This window comes from Companilactobacillus alimentarius DSM 20249, from assembly GCF_002849895.1.
GTDB classification, from domain to species: domain Bacteria; phylum Bacillota; class Bacilli; order Lactobacillales; family Lactobacillaceae; genus Companilactobacillus; species Companilactobacillus alimentarius.
The window spans coordinates 301,157-320,891 of record NZ_CP018867.1; the positions used below are offsets into that span (position 1 = coordinate 301,157).

A 19,735-nucleotide genomic window follows, 5' to 3' on the forward strand; every position below is an offset into this window, starting at 1 on the left:
AAATGGAATATACGGAAATTATGGTTCGTTATGGCGAACTATCAACTAAGGGGAAGAATCGTAAAAGCTTTATCGACCGCCTTCATGGTAATGTTGCTAAAGTTTTGAAAGATTATCCTGATTTAAGAATGCAACCACATCGTGATCGTCTGCATATTAAATTAAATGGTGTCGACGCTAAGCCGGTTATGGAGAAGTTAAAGAATGTCTTTGGTATTCAAACTTTTTCTTTGAGTGTTAAAGTTTCACGTAATTTTGAAGATGTGAAGAAAAAAGCTGTTGAAATGATGCATGAAGCTTATAAACCAGGCATGAGTTTCAAAGTGGGAACAAAGCGCTCAGACCATACTTATGAACTAGATACTAATCAAATCAACTTACAACTTGGGGATGCTATTTGTGATGAATTCCCAGGAATTGATGTTGAAATGAAGAAACCTGATATTAAGATTTCAGTCGAAGTCAGACAAGATGGGATTTATTTATCATATTTGACTGTGAAAGGTGCTGGTGGTCTGCCAGTTGGTACAGCTGGAAAAGCTATGTTGATGTTGTCTGGCGGAATTGATTCACCCGTTGCCGGATACTTGGCGATGAAACGTGGTGTCGATATCGAAATGGTTCATTTCTTTAGTCCGCCATATACATCAGAGCAAGCCTTGAACAAAGCTAAGGAGTTAACTTCAAAATTGACTGCCTTCGGTGGTAATATCAAATTTATTGAGGTTCCTTTTGCTGAGATTCAGGAAACAATTAAAGCCGGCGTTCCTGAAGGTTATTTAATGACAATTCAACGTCGCTTTATGTTACGCTTGACCGATTTGATTCGTGAAAAAGAAAATGGTTTAGCCATCTTTAACGGTGAAGCAGTTGGACAAGTTGCCTCCCAGACTTTGGAAAGTATGGCAGCAATTAACGATGTAACGACAACGCCAATCCTACGTCCCGTTGCAACAATGGATAAGACAGAGATTATTCGTTTAGCTGAAAAAATTGATACTTTTAATTTATCAATTCAGCCATTTGAAGACTGCTGTACGGTCTTTGCACCACCATCACCAAAGACCCGTCCTAGCATTGAGAAGACACGCAAATTTGAAAGTTCTCTCGATGTTGACGGTTTGATCAAGCGTTCAATGGAAGGTATTAAGATCACAACAATTGAACATGGCGATAAGTTCATGGAAAGTGATCAAAAAAACATCAGTAGTTTGCTATAAATTTAATTGACGTTTACAAAAATATGATTTATTATCAATTTATCAGCTTTGATCAGGAGGGTTAATTAGTTAGATTTCAGAGAAGGCATGTGAGTGTGAATTGCCAAATCAAGCTAGTTAATTGTTACCTGTGAGCTATCATAATGATCGGGCCACCGTTATCTGTTGAGTGAAGAGTCAAGTTGACTCTTAATTTAGGTGGTACCGCGAGTCTTCGTCCTATTGGGATGAGGGCTCTTTTTTTTATAGCTTCTTAGTGGCTAAGCCACTTAGAAGCTATTATGGGGACGTCGTAGACGTCCGTATGCCAAGAATTTAGTGGCTGAGCCACTTAGAAGCTGTTATGGGGACGTCGTAGACGTCCGTATGCCAAGAATTTAGTGGCTGAGCCACTTAGAAGCTGTTATGGGGACGTCGTAGACGTCCGTATACAGCAGCTATTATGAATTGAAAAGTTAAGGAGAAAACATATGAGAGAAATCGACATGGATACCAAATATAATCCGCAAGAAGTCGAAGAGGGACGTTATCAAGCCTGGCTAGATGACGATGATTTTAAACCTTCTGGCGATAAGAAAGCTAAACCTTATTCAATCGTTATTCCACCACCAAATGTTACTGGAAAATTACACTTGGGTCATGCCTGGGATACAACAATTCAAGATACTTTGATTCGTTACAAACGTATGCAAGGATTCGATACACTATATCTTCCTGGAATGGATCATGCCGGAATTGCAACACAAGCTAAAGTCGAAGCTAAGTTGCGCGAACAAGGCGTTACTCGTTATGACCTTGGTCGTGAGAAGTTTGTCAAAGAAGTTTGGAATTGGAAAGATGAATTTGCCAAAATCATTAAATCACAGTGGGGTAAATTAGGTTTATCACTTGATTATTCCCGTGAAAGATTTACCTTGGATGAAGGTTTGTCCAAAGCCGTTCGTAAAGTTTTCGTTCAATTGTACAATGAAGGCTTAATTTATCGTGGTGAGTACATTATTAACTGGGACCCACAATTACAAACAGCTTTATCAGATATTGAAGTTATCCATAAGGATGATCAAGGTGCCTTTTATCACGTTAAGTACCCTTATGCTGATGGCTCTGGTTACATTGAGATTGCTACGACACGTCCAGAAACAATGTTTGGTGATGTGGCAGTCGCAGTTGCACCTGACGATGATCGTTATAAAGACATCGTTGGTAAAGAAATCGTCGTACCACTAGTTGGTCGTAAGATTCCAATCATTACCGATCATTATGTTGATAAAGAATTTGGTACTGGTATGGTTAAAATTACTCCGGCTCATGATCCTAATGACTTTGCAGTTGGTAATCGTCATGATCTCAAGCGGATCAATACAATGAATGCTGACGGAACAATGAACGAAAATGCCGGTAAGTATAACGGTTTAGATCGCTTTGCTGCTCGTAAGGCTATCGTTAAAGACTTACAAGATCAAGGTTATATGATAAATATTGAACCATACGTACACAGTGTTGGACATTCAGAACGTTCAGGCGTTCAAGTAGAACCTAGACTTTCAACACAGTGGTTCGTGAAGATGAAGCCACTTGCTGAAATGGCTTTGAAGAATCAACAAGGCGATGAAAAAGTAAACTTTGTCCCAGAACGATTTGAAGAAACGTTCACACAATGGATGGATAATGTTCATGACTGGGTTATTTCACGACAACTTTGGTGGGGACATCAAATTCCAGCTTGGTATAACAAACAGACTGGTGAAACTTATGTCGGTGAAGAAGCTCCTAAAGATATTGAAAATTGGGACCAAGAATCTGACGTTTTGGATACATGGTTCTCAAGCGCTTTGTGGCCATTTTCAACTATGGGCTGGCCAGATACTGACGCTGATGACTATAAACGCTATTTCCCAACTGATACTTTAGTTACTGGCTACGATATTATTTTCTTCTGGGTTTCAAGAATGATTTTCCAAAGCTTGAAATTTACTGGCAAGAGACCATTTGAACACGTTGTTATTCACGGATTAATTCGTGATGAGCAAGGTCGCAAGATGAGTAAATCACTTGGTAATGGTATTGATCCAATGGATGTTATCAAAAAATATGGTGCTGACGCTTTGCGTTGGTTCTTAATGAATGGATCAACTCCAGGACAAGATACTAGATTTAGTTATGACAAGATGGATTCAGCTTGGAACTTCATCAATAAGATTTGGAATGCTTCACGTTACGTTATTATGAATCTTGATGACGATACACCAGCAATGGATGATCTTTCACAAGTAACTAACTATGATTTGTCAGATAAGTGGATCTTAGCTAAATTGAATCACACAGTTAAAGAAGTAAATCGCTTAATGGATAACTTCGAATTTGGTGAAGTAGGTCGTAATCTTTATAACTTTATTTGGAATGATTTCTGCGATTGGTACATTGAGATGAGTAAGGCAACTCTTACAGGGGATGATGAGGTTGCCAAAAAGCAAAAGAAGATGATCTTGACTTATGTACTTGATCAAACACTCAGATTAATGCACCCAATTATGCCATTTGTAACTGAGAAGATCTGGTTGACGATGCCTCATAATGGTAAAACTATTATGCAAGCCAAATATCCAGAATATCAGGCTGAGTTGGATAATGATGACGCGGTTGCTCAAATGGATGTCTTGATTGACTTAATTAAATCATTGAGAAAGATTCGTTTGGAAGCTAATGCTCCTATGTCTAAAGCTGTTGATATCTTGATCAAACCCCAGGATGAAAAGGTTAAAAATATTATTTTGAACAATAAAGAATATATTGACCGCTTCATGCATCCAAAGGAATTGCAAGTGGCAACTGATATTGTTGCACCTGCATTAGCAATGACCACAGTAACTAATAGTGCTGAATTGTCGGTTCCATTGGCTGAATTGATTGATCTTGATGAGGAAATTGCTCGTCAAAACGATGAGATGAAGAAATTGGATCAGGAAATCACACGTTTAGATAAGAAATTGTCGAATAAGAATTTCGTGGCTAAAGCTCCGGAAAAAGTGGTTAATGAACAAAAGGAAAAATTGGCTGATTATCAATCTCGTCAAGTTAAAGTTCAACAAAGAATTCAACAATTAAAAGAAAATAAATAAAAAATGAGTATATAATTATTGGGGTTGGCAAATGTCCAACCCCTTTTCTTTAAGAAAAAATGAGGTGAATAAGAATTGCTAAGTAGTTATCAAGAAGCTGTGAACTATATTCACTCGTTACCAAAGTTCCATCGAACTAATAATTTAGATAATATAAAAAAAGCCTTAAAAATTTTGGGCAATCCGCAAAATAGTTATGAAACCATTCATATTACCGGGACTAATGGCAAGGGAACGACTAGTAATTTTTTGGCTAATCTGTTAGAAGCAGATGGTAAAAGGGTTGGATTATTCATTTCACCCTATGTCAAAATCTTTAATGAACGGATTCAAATAAACCATCAATATATTCCTAATGATGATTTATTAAAAAATGTTAACCTATTAATTGAAAAGATTGGACAAATTCCTCTAGCTGAATTTGAATTTGTGACGGTTTTGGGTTATTTTTATTTCCGTGGGCGTGTCGATGTTGCGGTAATTGAAGCTGGAATTGGAGCACGGCATGATAAGACCAATGTGATTATTCCGGATGTTTCAATTATTACTTCAATTGATTTGGATCATGAGGCTTTGATTGGTCCGACTTTACAGGATATTGCTACTGAAAAGTCTGGTATTATTAAAGCAAATACGCCAATCATAACTGGAGCGTTACATGATTCGGTTAAGGGGATTATTGCTAAAGAAGCTGAGAAGTTATCCAGCCCATTGTTTAAATTTGGTCAAAGTTTTGGAATTAATGATTTTCAAACAAAGAATTTTAGAATATCATTTACATATTATGATGATAAGGTAACAATTAAGAAGGTACATTGTAATGGATTTGAAAAAACTACAGCGATAAATGCCGCGATTGCAATTTGTGCGTATAGCCGTTATGCTGAGAAGCATCATCAGATTGTTTCAAGTGATTTGATTTTGAAAAATTTAGATAGTCATGCTTTATTAGGACGAGCACAAATTGTAAGAAAACATCCATTGATAATGATGGATGGGGCACATAATATTTCAGCAATTTACAATTTAATTAATTCTTTGACTACAAACTATGTAAATAAAGATATAATTGTTTTGTATGCTGGAATGAAAGATAAGGATCGCAGTGAAATTATTCAAGAACTAGCTCCAAGAGTGAAGCATATTTATATAACTACTTTAGAAATGCAACGTTCTGCTGGTGTGAGTGATTATGATTTATCACAGTACGGGAATATTTCTTTTATTGAAAACTACCATCGGGAATTACAGAAAATTATTGCTAATTTGAGTGAAAAGCAAATGCTATTGATAACTGGTTCTTTTTACTTAATTTCGGATTTGGAAAATTATTTTTCGTAATTTCTAGTATGATGATAAATTTAAGAGAAAAAATTTTGACATATGGTGTCAGCACTTTAAAAGATGAAGAATTATTAGCCGTTATTATTGGTAACGGTACTAAGAAAAACAGCGTTTTGGATTTAGGTAGAAAAATTGTTTATAATTCGGATGGTTTAGATTTGAATTTAGATCAATTAATGGCTTTTAATGGTATTGGAGTGGCCCAAGCCTGTAAAGTTTTGGCTGCAATTGAACTTGGTACTAGAAAAGTCGAGTCTGACACCCTATCTGATGAGGTTGTTTCAATTGATGATGTTGGAAAACACTTAATAAATAGAATAGGTCATGCTCCACAAGAGAAGCTAGTAGCTGTTTATTTAAATAATGGTTATCATGTAATAGATGAAAAAGTTATTTTTGTAGGTACAATTGATCAAGCAACAGTTCATCCTAGGGATATATTGCGGGAAGCCTTGAGAATTTCAGCGACACAGATAATAATTGCCCACAATCATCCCAATGGATCAATGATGTTTTCTAAGAATGACCAAGCGTTTAGTTTGAGGTTAAGAAAATGCTGTCATTTAATAGGAATTAACTTACTAGATCATTTGATTATTACAAAGAAATCGTATTCAAGTTTAAAGAGTTTAAATTTAATTTAGGATATAGTTTTGTCATACTTTAAATCGTTATTTTATATGATATAATTTTGATTAGCGTAAAATGTGGTGTGTACTTTAAAGGAGAGAAATAAATTGTTTGGTATTGGATCAAAGAAGCTCGGCATAGATTTAGGAACGGCGAATACATTAGTTTATGCAGAAGGCAAGGGTATCGTGTTAAATGAGCCTTCTGTTGTCGCAAAAAATAATAATACAGGAGAAATTGTTGCTGTGGGCTCTGATGCCCGTGAGATGATTGGACGTACTCCAGGTAGTATCTCAGCTATTCGTCCCATGCGTGATGGTGTGATTGCTGATTATGATACAACTGCTGCCATGATGAAATATTTCATTGAAAAATCAGCGGGGAATTCTAAGCCATCAGTTATGGTTTGTGTTCCTAGTGGTGTTACTGAAGTTGAAAAAAGAGCCGTTATTGAAGCTACTCAACATGCGGGCGCTCGTGAAGCCTATGTGATTGAAGAGCCATTTGCTGCAGCTATCGGTGCAGGACTACCTGTTATGGATCCAACTGGTAACATGGTTGTTGATATTGGTGGTGGTACAACTGATGTTGCTACTATCTCATTAGGTGGTATCGTATCGTCACGTTCGATTCGTGTAGCTGGAGATAAGTTCGATGAGTCGATTTCAGCTTATATCAAATCTAATTATAACTTGCAAATTGGTGAGAGAACTGCTGAAGACGTTAAGATTCAAGTTGGTTCAGCTTCCATTGAAAAAGCTAAAGAAATTGATCCAATGCAAATTCGTGGACGTGACTTAGTTACTGGTTTACCAAAGACGGTTCAATTAACTGGCGAAGATATAGCAACTGCTATTCATGAAAATGTCGAAGAGATCATTGAAACAATTAAAGAAACTCTTGAGGAAACATCTCCTGAAATTGCTGCCGATGTTATCGATCATGGTATTGTTTTAACTGGTGGTGGAGCTTTATTACACCATCTACCAGAAGTTATTTCAGAAGCAACTGGAGTTCCTGTGTTCATTGCTCAAGACCCACTAGATTGTGTGGCTATCGGTACTGGAGAATCACTTAAAAATATCGATGTAATGCGTCGCCAAAAATAAGCGGGTTAATCCCGTTTTTTTTATTTGATCTACTAGGAGGAAGCAATGCAAAAATTTTTTTCAAATAAAAAATTAATTATTTTAATGATACTTATTATTGTTACTTTTGGTCTTCTGGCGGTAACGGTCAATATTCGTGATAACAAGAATACGCCACCAGTAGTACAACAAGTTGGTAATGATGTCGTCAGTGTTGTTGGAGGAGTCTTTGCTTATCCGACTAACGCTGTGAAGAATGCTACCTCAGAATTCTCTGATTTGTATGATACCTATTCCGAAAATAAGCGTCTTAAAGCTAGAATCGGTGAATTAGCACAGAATCAGGCAAAATTAGAAGTAGTTCAAGATGAAAATAAGAAATTGAAACAAGAATTAAAACTAGATGGAACTTTGACAGATTATAGTACTGTCAACGCTTCAGTTTTGTCGCGCTCACCAAGTAGCTGGCAAAACTATTTAACAATCAATCGTGGACAAACTAGTGGCATCAAGAAAAACATGCCGGTTATGTCTGGTAAGGGATTGATTGGAAGAATCATTGAAGTTGATAAGATAAGTTCTAAAGTTGAATTGATTTCCACTAATAACGAATTGAATGATAAATTTGCTGCTGAGATTTTAGGTAGTAATAAAAATGTCACTGGAGTTGTTAGTCGTTATGATAGTTCAACTGGTGATTTAGTGATGGAAAACGTTAATTCTACAAAGAATATTAAAAAAGGCCAAAGCGTTATTACATCTGGTTTGGGTGGCTTAACACCTCGTGGGTTGTACATTGGTAAAGTTTATGGAATTAAGAAAGATAATTACGGTATGACTAATTCTGTATATATCACTCCTGCAGCCGAATTGAGAAACTTTACAGTTGTGACGGTAATTAAGTCATCTGTTCATGGTGAAAATTAATGACAATTAAAACTCGAAAGATTGTTGGTCAAGTATTATTCATTTTATTCGCATTTTACCTAGATGGTTTAATGAAATGGGCCTTTTTGAATAATATGAATCGAGAAACAATCGTAGTTTTGCCACAACTAATGTTGATGACAATTGTTATGTTAACGATGCGAATTGAAGATCGTCGACAGTTGATTATTTACGGGATTGTTTTTGGGGTTGTCTATGATTCTTATTACTATGGAATAATTGGGTTGTATACAGTGTTATTGCCATTGGTAATGGTTGGGATCGACCATTTTAGATTTTTGTTGATCAAAAATAATATGGGGTATGACTTATCCGTTTATTTCTTAGCATTGACGTTTTTGCAATCAGGAATTTATTTATTAGAAAGATTATTACAACAAACTAGTACAGATGTTTTGGATTTCATTACATATACTTTGGGACCTACATTACTATGGAATATTGTGGTTTTTTTCATTCTGTATATTCCAATAGCAAATCTGTCAGAGTGGTTGGTGAAATATCGGAGGGATAGTAAATGAGTGACATCATTTTAAAAGGTGGTAAAGATGGCTTTTCAGTCATTTTTGACGAGAAAGCTAATTATGATGAGGCGTTTAAAGAATTAAAGGAATTAATTATGCAACAAAACGTTAAATCAACCAGCGAAAATGATGACATTATAAATTTTACTATTAAGACCGGTCGTCGGTTATTTACCGATGAACAAAAAGAAAGTATTGAAACTTTTTTCGATAAGTATCCTGAACTAGAATTAAAAGATATCGAGTCAGATGTTGAATCTAAAGTAGATGTTCAAAAATTACTAGACAAGAATAAAACTACTGTTGAATCGGGAATAGTTCGTAGTGGTCAACAATTAAAGTATCAGGGTGATTTAATTTTTCTTGGAACATTACACCGTGACGCACAGATCTGTGCTACTGGTTCAATTTATATTCTAGGAGAAGTAGATGGAATAGTTCATGCAGGTTATCCTGATAATACCAACGCCGTGATCTTTGGAAATTTGAAGAACGTTGACCAATTAAGAATCGCTGATGTGATTGAAATTGTTACAGACGATAATCGAATTAACTTTGAAAATGGCAAGTTTGCTTTTGTTGATGATTTACATGCAATCAGCATAGATGATTTGAAAAATTATAAAAACCGAATAAATGATTTAAGAAAAAGGACAGGTTAACTATGGGAATATCAATAGTTGTAACTTCAGGAAAGGGTGGAGTTGGTAAAACTACCACTACTGCCAATGTAAGTACTGTCTTGGCAAGTCTAGGGAAAAAAGTCTGCATGGTTGATTTGGATATCGGATTACGTAATTTGGATGCGGTAATGGGATTAACCAATCGAGTTGTTTATGATATTGTCGATGTTGCACAACACCGTGTCGTTGTATCTCAAGCATTAGTACGAGACCCTAGATTTGAGGATAACTTGTATTTACTAGCGGCCTCACAATTTGCTGATAAATATGTTTTAGATAAAGATTCTGTGGCTATGATCGTGAATGAATTGAAACAAAGGTTTGATTTTGTGATGATTGATTGTCCAGCAGGAATTGAATATGGCTTTCAAAATGCGGTTTCTACTGCTGATGGTGCCTTAGTTGTAACTAATCCAGAAGTCGCATCAGTCAGTGATGCTGATCGTGTGGTTGGTATTTTAGAGAATATGAATATGCCAATTACTCCTCATTTAATCATCAATCGTATTCGGAAGAATATGATCAATGATGGAACTTCAATGCGAATAGATGATATTGTTAATCATTTAGGAATTCCGTTGCTTGGAATCGTAATTGATGAGGATCGAGTGATCTCAGCGTCTAATTCAGGGCAAACTGTGGCTTTTGATCGTGATAGTGATGCTGGTCGAAGTTATCAAAACATTGCTAAGCGTATGCTGGGTCAAAATATTCCTTTGGATTTATTTAGCCAAACAAAAAAGGTTGGTTTTTGGGGTCGTATTTTTGGAAAAAATTAATCTGTATGCTATACTTTTAATTGAATTTAATAAAGTCAACACAGGGGGAGCCTTTGGCTGAGAGTGAACTATTCGTTCAGACCCTTTAAACCTGTTATGTTAATACATGCGTAGGGATGTGTTGTTCAAGCAAAATGCTCGAACTCTCTTGTGATGACTAAAATCAGAAGGGAGTTTTTTTGTATGATCGATAAAGCGAGTCGTCAAGATAGTTTAGTTGTCTTGACAGAAGGGGCAATCATTACGGCTTTGGCCATGGGATTATCCTATATTCCACATTCGACGGGGGTATCTTCAATAGAATTTGTCTATGGACTGATTCCAATGTCTATTTACGCTTTGAGAAGAGGCTTGAAGCCAGGATTAATGGCTGGATTAGTTTGGGGATTATTGGATATGCTTCTAAGAGGTCTCAGTACTGGTGGCGTCTTGAATCCATTTCAAGGTATCGTTGAATATCCATTGGCTTTCGCTGTTGTGGGATTGATTGGTCTAGGAAGTGTTCGAGTTCAACAGGCTATAAAAAATGGCAAGAATGCACTAGGTCTGATTATTTTCTATTCTGCAATTGGCTTTTTTGCCAAATACTTCTTACATTTCATTGCCGGTGGTATTTATTGGGGTTCATATGCACCTAAAACTATGAATCCTTGGATCTACTCTTTAGTTATCAACGGTGGTAGTTTTGTTGCTAATATGATTATGCTATTAGTTTTAGCAGTCATTTTGAATCGTATTTTTAAACAATTAATAATTCCTAAAAATTAATTCTAAATATATCAAAATAAAATGGCATCAGGTAATTTCTTACCTGATGCCATTTTATTTTGATGAAGAGTGAGTATTTATCTCAGTCGTTTATTCTACATTTAGATGAAGCTCATGACTGAGCCAAGGACTACACCGCCAATTGTGATAATAATCATTAGCCAAACAACAATTTGAATGATTTTGGTTAATGTGCTTTTAGGCTTTTTTTCGTTCAAAACTTCCACCACCCAATTAATATATAGTGAAATGTTACTTCACAAAGCAGATTTATGCAATATTTGTAATGGCTTTCTTTAGAAATAAAAATAAATTCCCCACTTCTATAAAGCTAATATTACCAATAGTTGACAAGTTTTTTTGTCAGTTTTAAATGATTGTAAAATATCGTGTGGTTAATTGTGGTGATTTGTGGTAAATTAGGAAGTGTTAAAGAATTGGGGTGAACTGTCCATGTTTATGGGTGAATTTCATCACACGCTTGATACTAAAGGCAGAGTGATTATTCCTGCTAAATTTCGAAAATTACTTGGCAACGAATTTGTGATCACTCGTGGAATGGATGGTTGCCTTTTTGGGTATCCATTGGATCAGTGGAATAAGCTTGAATCGCAATTGGATAAATTACCTTTAACAAAAAAGGATGCGCGAGCATTCACAAGATTCTTTTACTCTGCAGCTGCAGAGGTAGAATTTGACAAACAGGGGCGAATTAATTTATCGTCGCCGTTAATTGATTTTGCTAAACTGAATAAGAATTGTGTAATAGTAGGTGTTTCTGACCGAATTGAAATTTGGGATGAAGACCGTTGGAACAAATTTAGCCAAGAGGCTGAAGATAATTTTGAAGAAATATCGGAGAAAATGACAGATTTTGACTTCTAATGAATATAAACATAAGACAGTACTTTTAAAAGAAACTATTGATGAAGTAAACCCTCACGATAATGGTATTTACGTGGACGCTACTTTTGGACGTGGTGGTCATAGCAAGGAATTATTAAGTCGGATTCATCAGAGTCAACTTTATGTTTTTGATCGTGATGAAGCTGCCATTGAAGTCGGTGAAAGTATTCAAAATGATTCAAAAATAATTGGTGACAATTCACTAACGTTAATACGAGATAATTTTGAAAATATGCAAGAACGTTTGTTGGAGTTTGGTGTAACTAAAGTTGATGGTATCGTCTATGATTTAGGAGTTTCTTCTCCTCAATTTGACGATGCTGTTAGAGGATTTAGTTACAGAAAAGCAGCACGTTTGGATATGCGGATGGATCAAAGACAAGATTTAGATGCTGAAAAAATTGTCAATGATTGGTCTTATAATGATTTGGTCAGTATTTTTTATAAATATAGTGATGAAAAATTTTCCAAGCAGATTGCTCGAGCAATTGAACGTACTCGAGAAGATCATCGTATTACTTCTACGTTGGAATTAGCTGATATTATTAAAAATGCTATTCCAGCAGCTAAGAGAAGAACTGGTGGTCATCCTGCTAAGCGAGTCTTTCAAGCAATAAGAATTGCTGTTAATGATGAATTAGGATCTCTTGAAAGATCTTTAAATCAGGCAATTGACTTGTTAGCATCAAAGGGCAGGATAAGCGTTATAACTTTTCAATCAAAAGAAGACAGAATTGTAAAACATATTTTTAAGAATAATTCACATGTTGATTTGCCAAGAGGACTACCTGTAATACCGGATGATATTAAACCGGCTTTAAAACAGATAACTAGAAAACCGATCCTGCCTAATAATGAGGAATTATCTGAAAATAATCGTGCACATAGTGCCAAATTACGAGTTGTTGAAAAGATATAATGGAGAAATAATATGAGAGAAGAAAGCACAGCTAGAAATTTACAAGACTATCAAGTTGATCCTCAACCTAAAAAAGTTGAGCAATCAGCTCCCAGACGCCGTAGTGTTAGTTTGTCAAAATTTGAGACTTTTTCAATTGTTGGTCTCTGTCTTTTGACGTTGGCATTAATGGTGACTTTAGTTAGTATGAAAGTTTCTATGACCTCCTCTCAAAACGAGCTAGATAGTCTCGTGACACAAATATCCAAAACAAATACAAGTAATGTTAACTTAAGACAAGAAATTTCTGAGTTAAGTAGTTTTGATCGTTTTTCTTCTTTCGCTAAAAAGCACAATTTAAAAATGAGCGACAATAATGTAAGGAATATATCAAAATGAGTAAGTTCAGAAAACTATTAAAAAATAAGGCAAGACGCAATCATTATATAGTTGGTATATTAATCTTGATTGTGACTGCCTTTTCTTTTATCCTTTTTATCCAAAGATTCGCTTACATCTCGACAAGTAAGCAATATGACGGTGTTAATCTGGTAAAAAAGACTAAACAAAAGTATGAAAAAGTGACTAAGGTCAATGCTAAACGGGGCGACATCTTGGATGTTAATGGCGATATGATTGCTGGAGATTCAACGATTTATAATATCTATGCAATTGTTGATCATAAGTCAAAAACTGCTGCCGGTAAGGCGGATTATGTTGTCAATAAAGAAAAAACAGCCCAAGTTTTGAGTAAGTACTTACCACTTTCAAAGAAACAACTGATCAAGTATTTGACCCCTAAGAATAAAAAGCAATATCAAGTCGAGTTTGGCCAATCTGGGCGAGGTTTATCAATTGAAATTAAGCGAAAAATCAATGCTCAAAAATTACCGGGAATTCATTTTGTGGAATTGCCATCTCGATCTTATCCAAATGGTGTCTTTGCAACTAATTTAGTCGGAATCACTAAAGCTGATGATGTTAATGATCAAAATAGCAATATCAGTGGTGTGATGGGGATTGAGAAGTATTTCAATAAAATGCTTTCTGGTCAAAATGGTAAAAAAATTACTAAAGTAGATTTTAATGGTAATGAGTTGCCAAATTCTCAAGTTAGTGAGAAAAAGACTTCCAATGGTTCTAATGTCTATTTGACTTTAAATAGTAAGATACAACAGTATGCAGAGATTCTGGCGCAAGAAACTGCTGAAAAATATGAGCCTAAAAACTTACAGATATTAGTTATGAATGCTAAGACTGGTGCGATTGAAGCGGCCACACAACGCCCCACATTCAATCCCACCACTGGTAAGGGTTTGGCTAACAGTTGGCGTGATACTTTAGTTGAAGATCAATTTGAACCTGGTTCTGTAATGAAAATATTGACGCTTTCTGCTTCAATTGATTCTGGTAATTATAATCCAAATCAACTATACAAATCGGGTTCAGTTGAAGTTGGTGGTCGAACAATTAGTGATTGGAATAATGCTGGCTGGGGAATGATTCCTTTATCTGAAGCCTTTCCCAGATCATCCAATGTGGGAATGGTAAAGCTGGAACAAAAGATGGGTTCTAAAACTTGGCTAAAGTATATGCATCGTTTCAATATTGGTGAAAAGACTGGCATTGATTTACCAGGAGAAGTCGCTGGAGGAATTTCTTATCAACATACTAGTGATCAGGCGATGACTTCATTTGGTCAAAGTGTCAATGTAAACACTATGCAAATGTTGCAGGCATTTTCAGCAATTGCTAACGGTGGAAAAATGGTTAAGCCACAAATAATTCAAAAGGTTGTCAACAGCAATACAGGTAAGACGACACAAAGTTTTAAACGTCAAGTGGTTGGTCAACCAATTAAGAGTTCTACTGCTAAAAAGGTTCAAAAAGCAATGCGTCAAGTTGTTACTAAGAGTTATGGAACTGGACTTGTTTATAATATTCCCGGCATTAAAGTTGGGGTAAAGACTGGTACAGCTCAGATTGCTTCTTCTAAGGGAGGCTATTTAACTGGTTCTAACAACTATATTTTCTCCGTTACAGGGATGATCCCTTATGATGATCCAAATTATATTGTCTATATCACTATGAGACAGCCTCAAAAAATGACTGAATTTCCAGAAAAGATTTTATCTGAGATTTTCAATCCGCTGGTAAAACGATTGGTCAATCAAGGAAAATCACCAACAAGTGTGACTGAGGCTGGAAGTCAATATGTTAAGGTCCCAGGTCTATTGAATAAAACAACCGAAACAGCACTTTCCAAGATCAAAAAACTGGACTTGCAGTCTGGTGTTGTTGGGACAGGGGACAAAGTTGTTCAACAATTGCCATCTAGTGGCGAGAAAGTTATGCCTGGACAAAGGATGGTCTTATTAACTAATGGAGCGATGACTATGCCCGATCTAACAGGATGGTCTAAAAATGATGTTTTGAAGTTTGCTGAGATCACTGGTAAGCAAGTCACAACTAAAGGTGATGGTTATGTTACTGAGCAGTCAGTGAAGGCTGGTCAAGTGATAAATGACAGTGGTAAAATCATAGTTACATTGAAAAATAAATAAATAAGGGGATTTTCATGGAAATCAGTCATATTGTTTTCGATATAGTTAGCTCGTTTGCAATCGTAGCAATTTTAATGCCTTTTCTAATTGGTTATTTGGTTGCACATAAAGAAGGACAGTCCATTCGCGAAGAAGGACCTAAGTGGCATGAGAAAAAATCTGGTACGCCAACAATGGGAGGCTTGCTAGTTATTTTAGCCACATTGATTACTAATATTTGGGTCGGAGCTTGGCAAGGGCAATTGACTCATTCATTGTTGATTACAACATTTGTAATTGTACTTTACGGATGCATTGGTTTTATCGATGACTTCATTAAAGTTTTTAAGAAACGAAATTTAGGTTTAAGAGCTTACCAAAAGGCTCTCTTGCAAGTAATTGTTGGTTTTATCTTTTTGTATGTTTATAATGACGATCAATTACCAATGAACTTTACAATTCCTGGGGTTTTGTCAGTCAATTCCGCTATCGTTTTTATACTATTTACGCTGTTTTGGTTAGTTGGTTTTTCAAATGCTACTAACCTAACTGATGGTTTGGATGGCCTATTGGGCGGATTGGGAATTATTTCGTATGCAACTTATGGATTTATTTCTTTATATCAGAATCGAATCGACCTTGCTATCGTTTGTTTCTCAGTCGTTGGTGCATTGTTAGCCTTCTTGTTCTTTAATCATAAACCAGCTAAGATCTTCATGGGCGATGTTGGTTCACTAGCATTAGGAGCTGGTCTGGCAGCAATTTCTATTTTGTTAGGACGCTACTGGTCACTGCTTTTGATAGGTTTTGTTTATGTAGTTGAAACATTGAGCGTCATGTTACAAGTCTTTTCATTTAAAGTATTTCATCGCCGAATTTTCAAAATGACACCAATTCATCACCATTTTGAAATGTTAGGTTGGAGTGAATGGAAGATTGATATTGTTTTTTGGATTGTCGGTGTAATCTGTTCTGCAATTTATTTAATTTTATTTGTATAGGAAGTAAGTAAAAGCAATGAAAACTAAAAGTAATTATTCAAACAAAAAAATCTTAGTTTTAGGTTTAGCCAAGAGTGGTTTTGCAGTTGCTAAACTATTGAAAAAAATGGGTTCTGACGTTACAGTGGTCGACTCAAATCCTTTGGAGAAGAATACTGAGGCTAAAGCCTTGATGGATGCTGGATTCAAAGTTATTACTGGTAGTAATGATAAAAAATTGATTGATGATTCTTTTGATTATTTGGTTAAGAATCCTGGTATTTTCTATTCTAATGAATTAGTTCAACAGGCTGAAAAATTGAATATTCCAGTTATCACTGAGCCAGAAATAGCCTATAGTTATTCAGATGCGACTATGGTTGCAGTCACAGGGACTAACGGAAAAACTACAGTAACGACTTTGATTCAATTGATGTTAAAGCATTCCCCTGAATTCAAGCAGTCTTATTATGCCGGAAATATTGGTATTCCTATTTCAGACGTGATTCAAAAAGCCACTAAAGATGATGTCGTTGTAACTGAATTATCAAGTTTTCAACTTCAAGGAACCATTGATTTGCATCCACATGTGGCAGTTCTAAATAATATTTATTCAACACATTTAGACTTTCATAAGACTCGTGCAAATTACATAAAAGCTAAGATGCATATTACTAAGAATCAAAAAAAGAATGATTACTTTGTTGTAAATTGGAATACAAAAGAGTGGCAGAATTTGGCTAAAGAATCTGCTGCCAAAATTTTACCCTTTTCAGATAATCAAGAATTAGATAATGGAGCCTTTGTAAAAGATGACGTTATCTACTGTAATGGCGAAAAAATTATGTCTACAGCAGATATTCAGATTCCAGGCGAGCATAACGTTCAAAACGCTTTGGCGGCTATCAGTGTTGCTAAGCTTTATGATGTGTCTAATGATGACATAATTGAAGTATTGTCGTCATTTAGAGGTGTTAAACACAGAATTCAATATGTTGATACCTTCGGCGGACATAAATTCTATAATGATTCCAAAGCAACTAATGTTGAAGCCACAATCGTAGCTTTAACAGCCTTCAAAACACCGATTACTTTGATTGCCGGCGGACTTGATCGAGGAAATGGATTCGATGAATTGATTCCTTCTTTGAAGGGCAAGGTTAATAATCTTGTCGTTTATGGTGAAACCGCTGATAAAGTAATTAAATCAGCTGAAAAAGCTGACGTTTCGAATATTGTTAAGGTTAATAATTTAAAGGAAGCTGTTCCTGAAGCTTATAGACAAAGTAGTAAAGGCGATATAATTTTGCTTTCACCAGCTGCTGCAAGCTGGGATCAATTTAAGACCTTCGAGCAACGTGGAGATCAATTCATTGATGAGGTCGAAACATTAAAGGGAGAAGTTAAGTAATGACAAAAATGCGCATAATTGTCTCTGGTGGTGGAACCGGCGGGCATATCTATCCCGCAATGGCCCTTATAAAGCGCCTAAAAGAAAGAGATCTAATTGAGGATGTTTTATACGTAGGAACAGAAAAAGGCTTAGAGAGTAAAATCGTCAAGAATGCTGGGATTGATTTTAAAACAATTGAGATCCGTGGTTTTAAGCGTAAGCTGACTGTAGAAAACGTTAAAGTTGTTGAATTATTTCTCTCAAGCATTCGTAAATCAAAGAAAATTATTAAGGATTTTAAGCCAGACATAGTTGTTGGAACTGGCGGATATGTTTCAAGTGCCATTGTCTATGCAGCACATGTTTCGCATATTCCAACTGTGATTCATGAGCAAAATACTATTGCCGGCGTAACCAATAAGTTCTTGGCACATTTCGTTGATAAAATTGCAATTGCTTTCCCCGATGTTGTAGATCAATTTAGTGAAAAAAAGAAATTGGTCTTTGCTGGTAATCCTCGGGCTCAGGAAGTTGTCGATATTAAGAAAAATGATCGACTAAAGGAATTCAATTTAGAGGCTAACAAACCAACCGTAATGATTTTTGGTGGCTCTCGTGGAGCAAAGCCAATTAATCTTGCTACAATTGAAGCAATGGACAAATTTTTAACAGCTGATTATCAGATTTTATTTGTCACAGGACGAGTTCATTATGATAATGTTGTTAAAAAAATTGATTCAAAGTACCTAAAGAGTGCAAATATTTCCGTATTACCATATATTGATAATATGCCTGAAATTTTGCCTGATCTTAATTTGATCGTTGGGCGTAGCGGTGCGACAAGTATTGCTGAGATTACTGCCTTAGGAATTCCAGCGGTATTTATCCCTAGTCCGTATGTAACGCATGACCATCAGACTAAGAATGCTTTATCGGTTTCTAATGTTGGCGCAGCTAAGTTGATACCAGAATCAGACTTAACAGCCGAATCTCTTTTTGAAGAAATTGATGGAATAATGCGTGATGAGTCGTTACAAAAAAAGATGTCAGTTGAATCGAAGAAGATTGGTGTTCCCGATGCCGCTGATCGACTGATAAAAGTTTTGTTAGACTTGGTAAATAAGTAATATAAGGATTTGATGGTGTTGAAAAAAAGAATTAGGATAAGTAAAAATAGTCTGATATTTTTGATTGTTTTTATTATAATAATAATTGCTTATTTTGGTTCTCCATTGAGCAAGGTTAGAAATATCAATGTTGATGGCGTTAATGATTTGGGAGCGCAACAAGTAATTAATGCGACTAAAATTGATGATCATTCAGTGCTTTTAAATGTTATGCTACATCACAAATCCATTTCTCAAGAAACACAAAAAAAGTTGCCATCAATTAAGTCAATATCTATTAAGACAAAGAATTTACGCGATATAACGGTTCAAGTGAAAGAGTATTCCACATCAGGCTTTATCTATAAAAATGGCTATTATTACCGTATAATCAGTGGTGGTCAAGTGATAAATCAAAAGATAAGTTCACCAATTGGTAACTATCCAGTTTACAGTGGCTTTGGTACAAAACGTTTAAAGGAGATGTCAAATCTCTATTCTAAGTTGCCAAGTAATGTGAAGACCAATGTTTCTGAGTTTTATAACGCACCAACAAAATTGAATCCATATCGCATCAAGATAGATATGAATGATGGCAATAAGGTTATTGCAGATATGAGAACTGTTAATTCAAAATTAAAATATTATCCAGGAATGGCTGCTCAGATGAAGAAAAAGGGCGTTATAGATTTGGAAATAGGTGCTTATTCATATCCTTTTAAAGATAATAAATAGGTTTAATATAATCATATTTGTGTTAAAATTTTTTAGTGAATAGATTTTCTAGGTAAGGGAGGCTGCCACGA

The 19,735-nt window shown here is 35.6% G+C and carries 19 protein-coding genes and 1 riboswitch; of the genes, 18 read left to right on the top strand and 1 reads right to left on the bottom strand.

The features are described 5' to 3' along the window. Window positions 1-2 precede the first annotated feature (2 nt). From thiI to thiT, 10 genes are all read left to right on the top strand, one after another. Window positions 3-1,220, top strand: a complete 1,218-nt coding sequence (gene thiI / locus LA20249_RS01570; RefSeq protein WP_057739279.1) for a tRNA uracil 4-sulfurtransferase ThiI — start codon at window positions 3-5, stop codon at window positions 1,218-1,220. A gap of 470 nt (window positions 1,221-1,690) precedes the next feature. Continuing rightward, complete coding sequence (locus tag LA20249_RS01575) at window positions 1,691-4,339, top strand: valine--tRNA ligase (RefSeq protein WP_057739280.1); 2,649 nt, start codon at window positions 1,691-1,693, stop codon at window positions 4,337-4,339. Window positions 4,340-4,414: 75 nt separating this feature from the next. Further along, the gene (locus tag LA20249_RS01580) at window positions 4,415-5,680 is read left to right on the top strand and encodes a bifunctional folylpolyglutamate synthase/dihydrofolate synthase (protein WP_057739281.1); all 1,266 of its coding nucleotides are present in this window, start codon (window positions 4,415-4,417) and stop codon (window positions 5,678-5,680) included. 11 nt (window positions 5,681-5,691) lie between these two features. Beyond that, a complete protein-coding gene (gene radC, locus LA20249_RS01585) occupies window positions 5,692-6,327 on the top strand; it encodes a RadC family protein (protein ID WP_244946205.1) in 636 nt (211 codons plus the stop codon). A gap of 93 nt (window positions 6,328-6,420) precedes the next feature. Beyond that, window positions 6,421-7,422, top strand: a complete 1,002-nt coding sequence (locus tag LA20249_RS01590) for a rod shape-determining protein (RefSeq protein WP_057739283.1) — start codon at window positions 6,421-6,423, stop codon at window positions 7,420-7,422. 45 nt (window positions 7,423-7,467) lie between these two features. After that, entirely contained in the window at window positions 7,468-8,328 is an 861-nt protein-coding gene (mreC, locus tag LA20249_RS01595; protein ID WP_057739284.1) for a rod shape-determining protein MreC, read from the top strand. After that, window positions 8,328-8,870 (top strand): rod shape-determining protein MreD, encoded by a 543-nt coding sequence (gene mreD, locus LA20249_RS01600; RefSeq protein ID WP_057739285.1) that lies wholly within the window; start codon window positions 8,328-8,330, stop codon window positions 8,868-8,870. Before mreC ends, mreD begins: the two co-directional genes overlap by 1 nt. Continuing rightward, window positions 8,867-9,535 carry a septum site-determining protein MinC gene (locus LA20249_RS01605; protein WP_057739286.1) on the top strand — a complete coding sequence of 223 codons (669 nt, stop codon included), beginning with the start codon at window positions 8,867-8,869 and terminating at the stop codon, window positions 9,533-9,535. Before mreD ends, LA20249_RS01605 begins: the two co-directional genes overlap by 4 nt. Window positions 9,536-9,537: 2 nt before the next feature. Then, on the top strand, window positions 9,538-10,335 hold the full coding sequence (minD, locus tag LA20249_RS01610) for a septum site-determining protein MinD (RefSeq protein ID WP_057739287.1): 798 nt from the start codon (window positions 9,538-9,540) through the stop codon (window positions 10,333-10,335). A gap of 33 nt (window positions 10,336-10,368) precedes the next feature. Continuing rightward, window positions 10,369-10,469, top strand: a riboswitch (TPP riboswitch). A gap of 49 nt (window positions 10,470-10,518) precedes the next feature. Beyond that, window positions 10,519-11,103, top strand: a complete 585-nt coding sequence (thiT, locus tag LA20249_RS01615; protein WP_057739288.1) for an energy-coupled thiamine transporter ThiT — start codon at window positions 10,519-10,521, stop codon at window positions 11,101-11,103. Window positions 11,104-11,204: 101 nt separating this feature from the next. Here the strand turns inward: thiT and LA20249_RS01620 are convergent, their stop codons facing one another. Continuing rightward, window positions 11,205-11,333 (bottom strand): DUF4044 domain-containing protein, encoded by a 129-nt coding sequence (locus tag LA20249_RS01620; protein WP_418236094.1) that lies wholly within the window; start codon window positions 11,331-11,333, stop codon window positions 11,205-11,207. Window positions 11,334-11,556: 223 nt separating this feature from the next. Here LA20249_RS01620 and mraZ point away from each other — a divergent pair, with 223 nt between their 5' ends. From mraZ to LA20249_RS01660, 8 genes are read left to right on the top strand one after another with little or no spacing between them, the layout of a single operon-like run. After that, window positions 11,557-11,988 (top strand): division/cell wall cluster transcriptional repressor MraZ, encoded by a 432-nt coding sequence (gene mraZ, locus LA20249_RS01625; RefSeq protein ID WP_057739289.1) that lies wholly within the window; start codon window positions 11,557-11,559, stop codon window positions 11,986-11,988. Then, window positions 11,978-12,928 (top strand): 16S rRNA (cytosine(1402)-N(4))-methyltransferase RsmH, encoded by a 951-nt coding sequence (rsmH, locus tag LA20249_RS01630; protein WP_057739290.1) that lies wholly within the window; start codon window positions 11,978-11,980, stop codon window positions 12,926-12,928. The genes mraZ and rsmH overlap by 11 nt, the downstream gene beginning before the upstream one ends. A gap of 12 nt (window positions 12,929-12,940) precedes the next feature. Then, entirely contained in the window at window positions 12,941-13,306 is a 366-nt protein-coding gene (ftsL, locus tag LA20249_RS01635) for a cell division protein FtsL (RefSeq protein ID WP_057739291.1), read from the top strand. After that, complete coding sequence (locus tag LA20249_RS01640; protein ID WP_057739292.1) at window positions 13,297-15,471, top strand: penicillin-binding transpeptidase domain-containing protein; 2,175 nt, start codon at window positions 13,297-13,299, stop codon at window positions 15,469-15,471. The genes ftsL and LA20249_RS01640 overlap by 10 nt, the downstream gene beginning before the upstream one ends. Before the next feature lie 14 nt (window positions 15,472-15,485). Next, complete coding sequence (gene mraY / locus LA20249_RS01645) at window positions 15,486-16,451, top strand: phospho-N-acetylmuramoyl-pentapeptide-transferase (RefSeq protein ID WP_057739293.1); 966 nt, start codon at window positions 15,486-15,488, stop codon at window positions 16,449-16,451. A gap of 16 nt (window positions 16,452-16,467) precedes the next feature. Beyond that, complete coding sequence (gene murD, locus LA20249_RS01650) at window positions 16,468-17,841, top strand: UDP-N-acetylmuramoyl-L-alanine--D-glutamate ligase (protein WP_057739294.1); 1,374 nt, start codon at window positions 16,468-16,470, stop codon at window positions 17,839-17,841. Window positions 17,842-17,849: 8 nt separating this feature from the next. Next, window positions 17,850-18,950 carry an undecaprenyldiphospho-muramoylpentapeptide beta-N-acetylglucosaminyltransferase gene (gene murG / locus LA20249_RS01655; RefSeq protein ID WP_057739833.1) on the top strand — a complete coding sequence of 367 codons (1,101 nt, stop codon included), beginning with the start codon at window positions 17,850-17,852 and terminating at the stop codon, window positions 18,948-18,950. A gap of 18 nt (window positions 18,951-18,968) precedes the next feature. Continuing rightward, the gene (locus LA20249_RS01660) at window positions 18,969-19,664 is read left to right on the top strand and encodes a cell division protein FtsQ/DivIB (RefSeq protein WP_158294582.1); all 696 of its coding nucleotides are present in this window, start codon (window positions 18,969-18,971) and stop codon (window positions 19,662-19,664) included. Window positions 19,665-19,735: the final 71 nt, after the last annotated feature.

Coding starts and splice junctions, on each gene's coding strand:
- mraZ (WP_057739289.1), top strand. CDS start 11,557: ATGTTTATGGGTGAATTTCATCACACGCTTGATACTAAAGGCAGAGTG.
- mreD (WP_057739285.1), top strand. CDS start 8,328: ATGACAATTAAAACTCGAAAGATTGTTGGTCAAGTATTATTCATTTTA.
- LA20249_RS01575 (WP_057739280.1), top strand. CDS start 1,691: ATGAGAGAAATCGACATGGATACCAAATATAATCCGCAAGAAGTCGAA.
- mraY (WP_057739293.1), top strand. CDS start 15,486: ATGGAAATCAGTCATATTGTTTTCGATATAGTTAGCTCGTTTGCAATC.
- LA20249_RS01605 (WP_057739286.1), top strand. CDS start 8,867: ATGAGTGACATCATTTTAAAAGGTGGTAAAGATGGCTTTTCAGTCATT.
- murG (WP_057739833.1), top strand. CDS start 17,850: ATGCGCATAATTGTCTCTGGTGGTGGAACCGGCGGGCATATCTATCCC.
- murD (WP_057739294.1), top strand. CDS start 16,468: ATGAAAACTAAAAGTAATTATTCAAACAAAAAAATCTTAGTTTTAGGT.
- radC (WP_244946205.1), top strand. CDS start 5,692: ATGATAAATTTAAGAGAAAAAATTTTGACATATGGTGTCAGCACTTTA.
- ftsL (WP_057739291.1), top strand. CDS start 12,941: ATGAGAGAAGAAAGCACAGCTAGAAATTTACAAGACTATCAAGTTGAT.
- thiT (WP_057739288.1), top strand. CDS start 10,519: ATGATCGATAAAGCGAGTCGTCAAGATAGTTTAGTTGTCTTGACAGAA.
- minD (WP_057739287.1), top strand. CDS start 9,538: ATGGGAATATCAATAGTTGTAACTTCAGGAAAGGGTGGAGTTGGTAAA.
- mreC (WP_057739284.1), top strand. CDS start 7,468: ATGCAAAAATTTTTTTCAAATAAAAAATTAATTATTTTAATGATACTT.
- thiI (WP_057739279.1), top strand. CDS start 3: ATGGAATATACGGAAATTATGGTTCGTTATGGCGAACTATCAACTAAG.